The sequence below is a fragment of the Pontibacter populi genome (assembly GCF_019336435.1).
GTDB classification, from domain to species: domain Bacteria; phylum Bacteroidota; class Bacteroidia; order Cytophagales; family Hymenobacteraceae; genus Pontibacter; species Pontibacter humidus.
This window is the reverse complement of sequence record NZ_JAHWXQ010000002.1, coordinates 1,150,955-1,163,700: the sequence shown is the minus strand read 5'-3', so window position 1 is coordinate 1,163,700 and position 12,746 is coordinate 1,150,955. Positions and strand designations below refer to the sequence as shown.

Annotated in this window: 8 protein-coding genes; 4 read left to right on the top strand and 4 right to left on the bottom strand. The window is 46.3% G+C overall.

Translation table 11 applies throughout. The features are described 5' to 3' along the window. Nucleotide 1: 1 nt before the first annotated feature. From KYK27_RS11550 to KYK27_RS11535, 4 genes are all read left to right on the top strand, one after another. On the top strand, nt 2–1,165 hold the full coding sequence (locus KYK27_RS11550; RefSeq protein WP_233150388.1) for an AI-2E family transporter: 1,164 nt from the start codon (nt 2–4) through the stop codon (nt 1,163–1,165). An 83-nt stretch (nt 1,166–1,248) separates the two neighbouring features. Then, nucleotides 1,249–2,520, top strand: coding sequence for a replication-associated recombination protein A (locus KYK27_RS11545; RefSeq protein ID WP_199110145.1), 1,272 nt, complete (start codon nt 1,249–1,251; stop codon nt 2,518–2,520). A gap of 285 nt (nt 2,521–2,805) precedes the next feature. Then, nucleotides 2,806–4,569: a signal peptide peptidase SppA gene (sppA, locus tag KYK27_RS11540; protein WP_199110144.1), complete on the top strand. Its 1,764-nt coding sequence runs from the start codon at nt 2,806–2,808 to the stop codon at nt 4,567–4,569. A 237-nt stretch (nt 4,570–4,806) separates the two neighbouring features. Further along, complete coding sequence (locus tag KYK27_RS11535) at nt 4,807–5,622, top strand: purine-nucleoside phosphorylase (protein ID WP_199110143.1); 816 nt, start codon at nt 4,807–4,809, stop codon at nt 5,620–5,622. Nucleotides 5,623–6,678: 1,056 nt separating this feature from the next. Here the strand turns inward: KYK27_RS11535 and KYK27_RS11530 are convergent. The 4 genes from KYK27_RS11530 to KYK27_RS11515 all read right to left on the bottom strand — a co-directional run bounded on the left by KYK27_RS11530 (nt 6,679) and on the right by KYK27_RS11515 (nt 12,741). Continuing rightward, the gene (locus tag KYK27_RS11530; protein ID WP_199110142.1) at nt 6,679–7,485 is read right to left on the bottom strand and encodes a DUF4249 domain-containing protein; all 807 of its coding nucleotides are present in this window, start codon (nt 7,483–7,485) and stop codon (nt 6,679–6,681) included. Then, nucleotides 7,485–9,800, bottom strand: a complete 2,316-nt coding sequence (locus KYK27_RS11525; protein ID WP_199110141.1) for a TonB-dependent receptor — start codon at nt 9,798–9,800, stop codon at nt 7,485–7,487. The genes KYK27_RS11530 and KYK27_RS11525 overlap by 1 nt, the downstream gene beginning before the upstream one ends. Before the next feature lie 221 nt (nt 9,801–10,021). Continuing rightward, the gene (locus KYK27_RS11520; RefSeq protein ID WP_199110140.1) at nt 10,022–11,908 is read right to left on the bottom strand and encodes a PDZ domain-containing protein; all 1,887 of its coding nucleotides are present in this window, start codon (nt 11,906–11,908) and stop codon (nt 10,022–10,024) included. Between the two features lie 89 nt (nt 11,909–11,997). Further along, the gene (locus KYK27_RS11515; RefSeq protein ID WP_199110139.1) at nt 11,998–12,741 is read right to left on the bottom strand and encodes a toast rack family protein; all 744 of its coding nucleotides are present in this window, start codon (nt 12,739–12,741) and stop codon (nt 11,998–12,000) included. Nucleotides 12,742–12,746 lie beyond the last annotated feature (5 nt).

The following is a 12,746-nucleotide window of genomic DNA, read 5'->3' as shown; positions in this document are numbered from 1 at the left end:
TATGGATGGTATTAAAAAAATGCCTGTAACAGCCAGAAGGGCACTGGAAGTAATGGGCCTTTTCTTTCTGGGATGGGGAATTGTACTGGCAAAAGGACTGCTGGCTCCCTTGCTGATGGCATTTTTTATGAGCATTATGCTGTTGCCGGTGTTCCAGTTTTTTAAGCGGCGTAGATTCCCCGATGCGCTAGCTATAGTTGTAAGCCTGCTATTGCTGGCCATCGTATTTGGCGGTATCATCTGGTTTTTTGCCATGCAGATTGGCGCCCTGATCACAGATTTTCCAACTATAAAGGAGAACGTTACCAACCACCTGAGTGCGCTTAGTGCCTGGCTGGAGGGTATAACCCCATTCTCAACCGACGAGCAATTAAAATTTATAAATGAACAAAGCAACAAACTGCTCGACTATGCCGCTGGGTTGCTGGGTGGTGCGGCTGGCTCCGTAACAGCTCTGGTGGTTTTCCTGGGCCTGCTGCCGATCTATATTTTCCTGATCCTGTTTTACAAAAACCTGCTGCTGCGATTTGTGTTCCTGTGGTTTCCGGAAGAGAAGCATGAAAACGTAGAAGAAACCCTGCGCGAAATGAAGGTGATCATTAAAAGTTACCTTTTCGGGTTGCTGATACAGGTTACGTACATGACCATTCTGTTAGGAGGAATTCTGCTGATCATCGGGATAAAACACGCCTTACTGATCGGGCTGATCTTCGCTTTCCTGAACCTGATCCCTTACGTGGGGGCATTGCTGGGCAATATTATAGGTGTGTTGTTAACACTGGCCTCCTCTTCCGAACTATGGCCTATACTTACGGTGCTGGGTGTAATTGCCGGTGTGCAGTTCCTTGATAATAATATCCTGATGCCGCGCATTGTAGGTTCTAAAGTAAAGATAAACGCGCTGGCAACTATAGTTGGCGTGGTTGTGGGTGGCGAGATTGCCGGTATTGCGGGTATGTTTTTATCACTGCCGATCATTGCAGTTTTAAAGGTAGTATTTGACAGAACCGAGGACTTTAAACAGTGGGGTGTTTTGTTTGGTGATGAGAAGCCAGAATACAGCCCCATGACCGAGCCTGCCATGCGCGACGACAGCGAAGCAACACGCGAACATCTGGAGCGGGAAAACAAGATAGAGACTACAGATGAGGATGACAAACTATAATGCCGGCTCAAACTATAGGTTTACCTCTTTGTTATCAAATCCGTAACTTTGTTTTAAACCTTAACAGGTAAACGATAGCGTAGATGATTCACCCTAACATACCGTTGGCCGAGCGCATGCGGCCGCATAATTTAGATCAGTATTACGGACAAAAGCACCTGGTTGGTCCTGATGGTATTTTGCGTCGTTACATTGAGGGCGGCGTTATACCAAGCATGATCCTGTGGGGACCTCCGGGAGTAGGCAAAACCACACTGGCGAACATTATTGCCAACCAGATGAAGGTGCCTTTTGTAGCCCTGAGCGCGATCAACTCCGGTGTTAAAGATATCCGCGAAGTAATAGACCAGGCCAAGAAACGACAAGGAACGGTACTGTTTATAGATGAAATTCACCGATTTAATAAATCGCAGCAGGATGCCTTGCTAGGCGCTGTAGAGAAAGGCACTGTAACTTTAGTTGGCGCTACCACCGAGAACCCGTCTTTCGAAGTTATTTCGGCGCTATTGTCGCGTTGCCAGGTGTATATACTAAAGCACCTCACCAAAGACGAACTGATAGAGTTAGTAGACAAAGCGCTGGAGCAGGATGAGTGGCTGCGCCACCGCAAAGTTAGGGTAGAAGAATATGAAGCCCTGTTGACTATATCCGGAGGCGATGCGCGCAAGCTTTTAAATTTGCTGGAGATTGTGGCTGAAGGCGTGCAGGGTGCGGATGAAGTAGTAGTTACCAACGACCTGGTAAAGCAGGTAGCGCAGCAGAACATCGTAATGTATGACAAGTCCGGTGAGATGCATTACGACCTGGTTTCAGCATTTATCAAGTCCATTCGTGGCTCCGACCCTAACGCGGCAGTTTACTGGCTTGCCCGCATGATAGAAGGTGGCGAAGATCCGAAATTCATTGCCCGCAGATTACTTATCGCCTCTTCCGAAGATATTGGCCTGGCTAACTCCAACGCGTTGTTAATGGCAACTTCATGTTTCCAGGCAGTGCAGATGATCGGGTACCCGGAAGCAGAAATTATATTGTCGCAGTGCACGGTTTACCTGGCAACATCACCTAAAAGTAATGCCAGTTACAAGGCTATTAAAACAGCCCGGCAAATGGTGCAGCAAACCGGAAACCTGCCTGTTCCGTTACACATCCGGAATGCGCCAACCAAGCTAATGAAAGAGATAGGTTATGGCAACAACTATAAATACGCGCACGATTACGAAGGCAATTTTGTAGAGCAGGAATTTATGCCGCAAGAGCTAACCAACACCGCTTTTTATGACCCCGGAAACAACGGCCGCGAAGTAGAAATGCGAAAGCAACTACAAGCCCAATGGGGAAAGAAATACAGATACTAAAAGTTAGAAAGTTTGGAAGTTAGAAGGTTAGAAAGTGATGGTTCGATGATCGTTTGATCTCAAAAAAAGTTAGCTTAACAGTTAGATTAAAAAGGTACTTTTGACTCGGAACACAAATAACTTTCTAACTTCCACACTTTTTAACTTTCTAACTATAAAAGTTTGTCTATACAATAGTGAGGTTGGTCGAGTAAGGGGATGGCTATTGAACTATAAGCTTTAATTTCGTTTATTGTAGTAGGGAGCGATCTCCGTTAACAAATTGATAATCACACAAACCCTGATATGTTACAATTCCTGAAATATGTGCTGGCAACTATAGTTGGCCTGCTCTTATTCTCCTTAATCAGTTTCCTGATCATGGTGGGCATTATTGCCAGTGCTGCATCTAAAGATGAAGTGAGCATCGTGGAAAACTCTGTTCTGGAGCTTAAACTCGATAAACCTATTGCTGAGCGCGATCCGCAGGATCCGTGGCAGGAACTTGGTTTTGCTTTCGGTGGCTTCTCAAGCACTGATGGCCTGGACCAGATAAAGGCATCTATCCGCAAAGCAAAAACCGACGACAACATTAAAGGTATTTTCCTGAACATGCGTTTTGTTGATGGCGGAATGGCCAAACTCGAAGAGATCCGCAACGAACTGATCGACTTTAAGAAGTCTGGTAAGTTCATTGTTTCTTACACCGATCTGTCGCAGGAAAAAGCATATTACCTGGCTTCTGTAGCTGATAAAATCTATGTAAACCCGCTGGGCACGATAGAATTTAACGGCATGAGCTCTGAAGTTTACTTCTTTAAAGGTACCCTGGATAAGCTGGACATCAAGCCGCAGATATTTAAAGTAGGCGAATTTAAGAGTGCTGTAGAGCCTTTCTTCCTGGATAAAATGAGCGAGCCGGCACGCCTGCAGATGCAGTCTTTCCTGAACTCGATCAACGATTATCAACTGCGCAACATTGCTAAATCCCGCAATAAATCTTACGAAGAACTGAAGAATATCTCTGATAACCTGCTGGTACGTGACGCGGAAGATGCCAAGAAATATGGCTTGATTACAGATGTTGGTTACTACGACGAGGCCATTGCTTACCTGAAAGAAAAATCAGGTGTAAAAGAAGATGGCAAACTGGAATTGGTACAGCTGTCGAAGTACAAAAAAGCGGAAGGCAAAAAAGAGTCAAACTCATCTAAGAACCGCATTGCTGTAATTTATGCTGAAGGCGATATTGTGGATGGCAAAGGCGATGATGATGAGATCGGCAGCGAGCGTTTTGCGGAAGCGATCCGTAAGGCCCGCATGGATGATAAAGTGAAAGCGGTGGTATTGCGTATCAGCTCTCCGGGCGGTAGCGCACTGGCTTCGGATGTGATGTGGCGCGAAATACAGTTAACCAAAAAAGTGAAGCCGGTTATTGCCTCTATGTCTGATGTGGCGGCATCTGGTGGGTATTACCTGGCTATGGGCTGCGATACGATTGTAGCGCACCCGAACACTATTACCGGTAGTATTGGTGTGTTTGGTATTATCCCGAACATACAGGGCTTTATGAACAACAAGCTGGGCATTACGATAGATAACGTGAAAACCGGCAAGTACTCTGATGTGCCAACGCTTACCCGACCAATGACTGAGTTTGAGCAAGAAGTGGTGCAGCGCCAGATCAACCAGATCTACGATGTGTTCACTAAAAAAGCAGCACAGGGCCGCGGTATGTCGCAGGACAAATTGAAGGAATATGCATCAGGCCGTGTATGGTCTGGCGCTGAGGCCAAAGAGCGTAACCTGGTAGATGTGTTCGGTGGCCTGGAAACAGCTATTGAAATTGCAGCAGCCAAAGCCAACATCAAAGACGATTACAGAATTACCGAATTACCGGCACGTAAGTCTTTTGTGGAAGAGCTGATGGGCGATGCAGGCAAGCAGGTAAAAGAGGCACAGGTAAAAGCTGAACTTGGCGAACTTTACCCACTTTACAACATGTACAAAAAAGTAGAGCACATTCAGGGGATGCAGACACGTATGCCTTATAACCTGAGCGTAGAGTAATAACGAGTCTCTCAGAGGAAATCTATAGTTTAAACCGCCGCGACTAATGCATAGTCGCGGCGGTTTTGTTTTCGGGGCAGGGTAATTTTTTGCAACTTGCCAGCAACTATAGTTCAGGAGTTTATAGTTTAATACCTGAATCCTGTGATGAAAGTCATTTATTCAGAACTATAAAATCGCCTATTTTGCACCATTAAATTCAATTAATCATTCCTTCAGCTATTTAGAATCAGCATTATGATGCAGCAACTACACGAAGCGAAAGCTTATATACAGGCTAACACCGAAAATTTTGCACCTGAGTTTGGGATTATACTGGGCACCGGCCTTGGCGCTTTGGTAAAAGAGATAGATATACAGTTTAGCCTGAACTATGCTGATATTCCGCATTTTCCGGTTTCTACAGTAGAGAGCCACTCTGGTAAACTGATATTAGGTACGCTGGCAGGCCGCCGTGTTATCATAATGCAGGGCCGTTTCCATTATTACGAAGGCTATACCATGCACCAGGTTGTGTTCCCGGTTCGTGTTATGAAGTTGCTGGGTGTTCAGAAGCTGTTTGTATCTAACGCATCTGGTGGCCTAAATCCGGACTATAATGTGAGCGACCTAATGATCCAGACAGACCACATCAACCTGCAGCCGTCTAACCCGCTGCTGGGTCCTAATCTGGACGAGCTTGGCCCACGCTTCCCGGATATGAGCGAAGCCTACGACCGTAAAATGGTAGAGCAGGCCGTTGAGATCGCTGCGAAAGAAGGCTTTACAGTACGTACAGGTGTTTATGCATCTGTGCCGGGCCCAATGCTCGAAACACTTGCCGAATACAGCTACATCCGTACAATTGGTGCTGATGCAGTAGGTATGTCTACAGTGCCGGAAGTGATTGCTGCGCGCCACATGGGCGTTCCTGTTTTTGCAGTGTCAGTTATTACCGATATGGGCACACCAGACAGGATCAAAAAAGTTATCCTAAGCGATATTTTAGATGCAGCCGCTGTAGCCGAACCACGCATGACAAGACTTATCCGTGAACTGATTGCTATCCAGTAAATACAACTATAATTTTACAAAAGGCCCGGACTACACTATAGTCCGGGCCTTTTGTATTTAAGTAAAACTATAGATCAAGATGTAAGCCTCTTTGTTTGGAATGCTTTGAGACTTGAAATGATCTATAGCTGACTTTTTATTTTTGTCATTTCGAACGAAGTGAGAAACCTATCTCAGCTTATAGTTAAAGTCTTTTCAGCTGGAACCAAGCCTTTTCTTTCATAGCTGCTTCTAATCCTGGGAGCTTTACAAAGCTACAGTTTTATAGTTAACTTTGGTGCCCTCACGGCCGGGAGGCCCCGTCTTCGGGCATCGCGCGGTGTACATTTGCTTCGCTCCTGACGTCGCAATGCCTGGCGGCACCACAAATCTACAAGGCGCTCCACCAAAAGACTGTGATCAGTTCGATAGCTATAGTTCTTCTATCAATTTGAACCGGTAAGCTTCGAGATTTATCGTGGTGGTAGTTTCGTAGGGACAGGTAAACCTGTCCTGCTCGTAGACTGGAACCATAAAACTATAGTTTAGAAATTGATATTGGCAGAATTGTCCCCTTGAGGGGACTACAGGGGTGTTAAGACAGCAACTATAAAACTATACACTTAACTATAACTATAGCAGAGATTCCCCTCTTGGGAGGGGTAGGGGTGGGTTAATACGTCAACTATAAAACGATAATTCCAACTATAGCAGTAGCAGAAAAAGCTCCCCGCCTTAGACAAGGAGGGGTAGGGGTGGTTGGACCAATGCCAACTATAGAACTATATCCAGCGCTACTACTATGCCTGTCCCTGTCGGGCCAGTTGAGTCTGGAGACTCAACACCATCGTAAGTCACGAGCGAGGACGCTCGCGCCAGCAGAGAAGCAATAACTATAAAATTATAGTTTAAACTATAGCAATAGCCCCAAGCCTGTAAATCCTTAATCCTGATTCAGACAACTCTTATCCCTCTTTAGGGAAAAGCCAAGAAGCGGTAAAATTCCTCTTATTTTGGCAGTGGTTAAACCTGTATCCGCAGCAAAAGCTTCTAAACCAAAATCAGAAACTGGCAGATTTACTTACTGATAATTACCTTTTTCCTATCTATGGCGAGATTAGTGAAAATGCCGAAGCCGCCCTGCACAGATGACTTTACTTTGGCTGGTTGCGCAAACGGATTGCCGTTGGAGTTCTTGGCGTCTTCTACAGACTGCAGGAAGTCGTAGTATTGCTTTTCAATGTTGAAAAGGGAAAGAATCAGTGTGTCGCCTTCTTCGTAATCATAAGCCGAGCCATAGGACGTTTCCTTACCATTGGTTAGTTCATCAGTAGTTACAAACTCACGATCCGAGTTGTTCCGTAGGCTGCTTCGGTGGGTCACGTAGCGATAAAAATTTTTCTTGTTCGGATCGTCCTGGAACGTGGTGAGCAGATAGGCTTTATCCTTGTCGTTAAACTTCCATTCCACATTACTGATTGGTACGTTTGGCATAACAGTAGTAAATCCAGTTACCTTCCGACCTTTGCCATCTGTTACTTCAATACCATAAATTTCGCCGGGCTTGCCCTGCATTTTTGTGTAAGAGTAATGAGTGTAATAGCCATTTGTCCGGTTGTTATATCCGGGCTTGTAAGTTAGTTTTATACGCTTGTCGCGGTAAGTGATATACACCTCGGCATCCGGAACTATAGGTGGAGTCGGGGCGTCGAAATAAGAAGAAGTCTCCAATACTGTAACTTGGAACGGTCTGTTTTGCTCCAGGTAACATTCTACTACCAGTTGAGGCTCGTGCGGAGGCAACACGATATCGATCTCTTTTTCCATGTTGCAGCCAACTATAGAAAACAACGGCAGCAGGAGTAAGTATAAAAAGCGTTTCATTAAAATCTGAAATTATAGGTAACAGAAGGAATAACCGGGAACAAAGAAACCTGTTTGGCCCGGAAGCCTATCGTTTGGTTCTCTTCCTCGTCCTTCAGTTGCTCGAAGTACACAAAATAAGGGTTTCGCCTGTTGTAGGCATTGTAAGCGTTAAAGGTTAGGTCGGCCTCGCCACGTTTAGGCTTTAGCTTCCAGACAACGCCCAGGTCCAGCCTGTGAGTGGCATCTAACCGGAAACTGTTCCGGTCTTCATAGATAGGTACATAGCTGGGTTCTTCACCTTCCACATCCTGGAAAGCAAACCGGGCAACCGGCAGCGAAAAGGCATTTCCGGTACCATAAACAAAGGCACCGGTCAGGCTCAGTCGTTTGCTCAGCTTGTGCAGCACTACCAGGCTCAGGTCATGGCGGCGGTCGTAGCGCGTCGGGAAGCGTTTGCCTTCGTTTATCTCATCAAACTGGCGGTAGGTCCATGATAGGGTGTAACCGAACCAGCCGGTAGTACGGCCTTTTATTTTCTCGAAGTAGATCTCGTTGCCGTAGCTTTCACCTTTGCCAAACAGGAATTCGCTCTCCAGGCTGTCGTTTACAAAGAGGTTGGCACCATCCCGGAAATCGATCTGGCGGTGCATCCATTTATAGTAGGTTTCATTGGTAACAAGGTATTTACCGTTGCCGAATAAGTGACTGATGCCGGCTGCTACCTGTTGCGAGCGCTGCGGCTTTACGCGGGGCGTGGACGGAAACCAGATATCGGTAGGGAGCGAAGCACCGGAGTTGGCCAGCAGGTGTATGTACTGCATCATGCTGGCGTAGCTCGCTTTAATAGTTGTGTTCTCAGACAGATTATAGCGTGCCGCTGCACGTGGTTCAAAAGCCGCGTATGTTTTTCCCTGGCTGTTAAAGCCCGATATGCGCAAGCCATAGTTAAAAGACAGCAACGGATTTACTGTAAAATCATCTGACAGATAGGCTCCAAACTCACTTGCTTTGTAGGTATTGCCGGAACTGAAATTCTGCCTGGCGTCGTCGCTTTCGAAGTTGAGGCGGCCAACCGTAAAACTATGGTTTGTTGCCTGTGCCCCGAATTTTAGAGTATGCTTGTTGTCCAGCGCCCACACGTAATCGGTTTTTAAGGTAATATCTTTTACATCGGAACGCAGGTTGAAACTAAACACATCTATCTGGTTCAGGATGTTGTACTGGTAGCCGGTTACCGAGGCCGAAGTGTTGGAAAACAAGCGCGAATTATAGTTGTGGCGCCAGTTGATCACACCCATCGTATTGCCCCAGTCAAACGAAAAACTGAAATCGGCATCGTCATCAAACGTAAAAAAGTCACGGCCAAAATAGCCGCTCACCATTATTTCGTCCTGGGGCGTAGGTTTATAGTTCAGGCGCGCGTTAAAATCATAGAAATAATAATCGGGGATGGGATTGTAATCTTTAGTGTCCTTGTTGAGCTTATTTATGACGCGGGTAAAGGTATCCACATACGTGCGGCGACCCGAAACAAGGAATGTCAGTTTGTCTTTTACGATAGGGCCATCTAAACTTAACCTGGATGAGATAAGGCCGATACCACCGCTTGTACGCAGCTTTTCATTGTTTCCTTCGCTCATCTGCACATCCAAAACCGATGATAAGCGCCCTCCGAACTGAGCAGGAAATCCGCCTTTGTAAAGCTCCACGCTGCGAACGGCATCGGGGTTAAATACACTGAAGAAACCGAAAAGGTGGGATGGATTATAAATAACAGCATCGTCGAGCAGGACAAGGTTCTGGTCCGGGCCCCCGCCGCGCACATACAAGCCCGACGAGCCTTCGCCGCCCGATTGTACACCCGGTTTTAGCTGTAATGTTTTGATCAGGTCTACTTCCCCGAAAAGAGCAGGCAGCAGTTTTGCTTCCACAGTGCTGAGCTTTTCCACGCTCATGCGGTTATCCATAAGTTTTTGCTGGAGCGAATTGCCCTCAATAACTACTTCGCTCAACCGGTTTTCTGTAGCCTGCAGGCTGATGTTTATAGTTTGGCCAGAAGTGGTGACTGTTATAGTTTGTGTTGCCGGCAAAAAGCCAATGTAAGTGGTTTGCAGCTCGTAGGTACCCGCAGGAAGATTTAAACTATAAAAGCCGTTTGCATCGGTTGTCGTGCCTAGCCGTAGTTGCGGCACGGCTACGGTAGCACCTATCAATACCTCGTTATCTGCTGCCGATCGTACGGTGCCGCTCACCCGGAAACCCTGTGCAAACGCCGTAACTGAAAATAAAAAGAAGGAAACCAGTAAAAAAAAGCGGCAAAAGTTAAAGGGCATACAAACTATAGCTTGATAATAGAGTGCAAAATTAGATAATTCCCACAATAAGTAACTATACTTTTTGCCGGTTATTAAACAAACTTGCGGGTCCGGGTATTGGTCAAGCTATAAATTAAAAATTCACAATATGTTGTATATCTGTATAGTTGTAAAACAGATGATATGAAAAAAGCCGCAGGGTTTGCGGCTTTTTATTTATTGTTTTGTCCGGTTGGGATTTATTCTGTTTTTAAGTTTAGCCACGCGTTGCGGAGCTCTTTTTGCTGTGGTGTGGCCTCGGGGTCTGGCTGCAGGTAATGCGGTACCATACGCTCCATTTGCTTTACCTTTGCCTTTAGTGTTACCTCGGTAGGTTTTGCGGTTTTGTTTTTGCGACTCACGGTTACTGTCACTTCATCACCGGGCTGCATGGCCTGTAGATCTTCACCTATGAGTTGGCGGATGTTGACTGGTGATATTTCTGTTCCGTTCCATTTCAGGAGCTGGTCGCCGCTTTTAAGCCCGAGCTCTTTCCCAAAAGCATCCATCCCTTCCGTAGATTCAACTATAATTCTGCCTGTTTCGGCATCGTAACCCGGCACAAAGCCACCATAAGAATTTATCATCTGCTTCGACAAAGGCTGATAGATGATGCCCACTTTCCTGAAAGTTTCTTCCAGCGGGAGCGGCTCGCTTCCTTCCACGTACTTTGTAAAGAATTCGCGGATCTCCGGGTAGGTCAGCTCGGTTATCTTATCAAAAAGCTCCTCATCTTTAAAAGATTTGTCCTTGCCATAGGTTTTGCCCAGGTCGCGCATCAGGTCGCGGAGACCGTATTTACCATTAGATAGCTCGCGCAGGCGTACATCCAGCACCAAGCCGATAAGCGCGCCTTTCTGGTACACGTTGCCATATTCTTTTTCGTACTTATCCAGCACATTGGCGCTCATTTCTGTAAACGGGAGCGTATCGTTATAGTACGCTTTGGCGGTGGCAATATGCTCCTGTATCTTGTTCAGGTAGGTATCCAGGTCAATCAGGCCTTCATATACCTGTACATGCGAGGCGAAATATTCCGTCACACCCTCGTACATCCACAAGTGTTCAGACATATCCGGGTTTATGAAATCGAAGTTGCCGATCTGTTCGGAGTGTATCGTTAGCGGCGTTACAATATGGAAAAACTCGTGCGCTGCCACATCGCGCATCGTGCTGCTGAACTGTTCTTCAGGCATCTCGGGCAAAAAGTAAACCGATGAATTGGAATGCTCCAAGGCGCCAAAAGAACCGGATTTACCAACACGCTGCGGCACATAAACCAAAAACGCATATTTATCTACCGGCAGTTTGCCGCCCAAATAACTGCGCTGTGCTTTCAGGATATCTTCAATGTTGGTAGCTATAGTTTGCGATTTTACTTTACCGCTCGGGGAGTACACAGATACCAGCACATCGGTTTCACCTATATCAAGTATGGTCGTGTCGGGGCGGTTGTACATAAGCGGAGAGTCGGCCAGCGTTACATAATCCGACAGCAAATAAGTATCTGTTGTGGAAGTGGAGGAGGTCGCGATCAGTGGCGTTGAACCATAAAAGCCTTCCGGTTTGGTTATAGTTAGCTGGTAGGGTACCTGCTTCAAGCCATCAAAATAACCCACAAACCCGAAGGTGTTCAGCAAAAAGTTCTTTCCGGCTTCAATATTTGTTCCGCCCGGCTCAAATATGGCTTCAGACTTTTTGGTGGAATCAAAGGTGTCATCAACCCAGTAGGTTATGGTGTGCAGGTCGTCGGCATTCTTTACGCGCCAGCGGTTTACATCCAGTTGCTCTACCGGTAACTTCTGACCTTTCTTATCCAGGGCTGTGAACTCTGTTACAAAATTACCGAAATCTGAGACCGAATACGTGCCCGGTACGATCTTGGGCATGTTGTAAATAAGTTCTTCCTGTTTCTGTTCCGGGGCTACTACAGTAACCTGCACCTTGTCGTCCTTAACCTTTGTCAGGTCTATCGATACTTTGTAGGTATCATCGGCTTGTTCCTGCGAGGTTTGTGCAGGTCGGGCAGTAGAGCAACCAAGTAAAGCAGTAAGGCTAAGAAGCAGGAGTATTTTTTGTAATCTCATAGTTTATGTCGGTAACAGAAGCTCAGAATGCAGAGGGCGGTGCTAAAAGTTTAGCTGTAAAAGTGTGCACGGATGCAGCAACATGTGCTTTACCCTTCCACTACATTTATGCTGCCCATGCCACCGGATACGTTTATAGTTAGCGTATGTTTGCTTTTACCGTAGGCCGCGTTCTGGTAATAACTGCCATTCTTTTTAAAACCATTCAGGTTTTTGCTGCCTAGCCCGGTCGGGTTCAGGCGCACACCGGTGTTTTTAGGTAATTTAAGGTTTACCTCGCCAATACCACCCGAAATATCTACCTGCACATTATGGTCCCAGTTGCCTGTCATGTCCAGGTTAAGTTCGCCTACTCCGGCTGCAATTTCAACTACTTTTACGGAACTGCCTTTCAGGTTTATGTCGCAACCAACGGCTCCGGCTTCAATGTTAAGTTTCTGCAACCGGCTGTTGCTCAGGTCCAGGTTAGACTTGCCTGCACCCATCGTTAGCGACAGGTTAAGTGGCGTACTCTTGTTCAGGCTTACATTCCATTTGTTTTCGCCGGCATTGTTGTTGCCGTTGTCGCTCTTCTGTTTTATAGTTAAGCTGGTGCTGCCATTGCTGCGGGTCAGGCTTGTGCTGGGTTTCCAGTCTTTCAGGTTATAGTTTACCTTCGTATCTATCAGTTGGGCGCTGCCAGTTTTAAGGGTAAGTTCTCCAGCCGGAATCTCCAGGCGTATATTGCTTTGTTTGGTGCCATCCAGCCCTAATGTATGGTTAAATTTATGCGTATCCTGGGCCTGCAAAGCCAACGGAAAGAGTAGGGCAATCGTGTAAAGCAGCTTTTTCATGATAT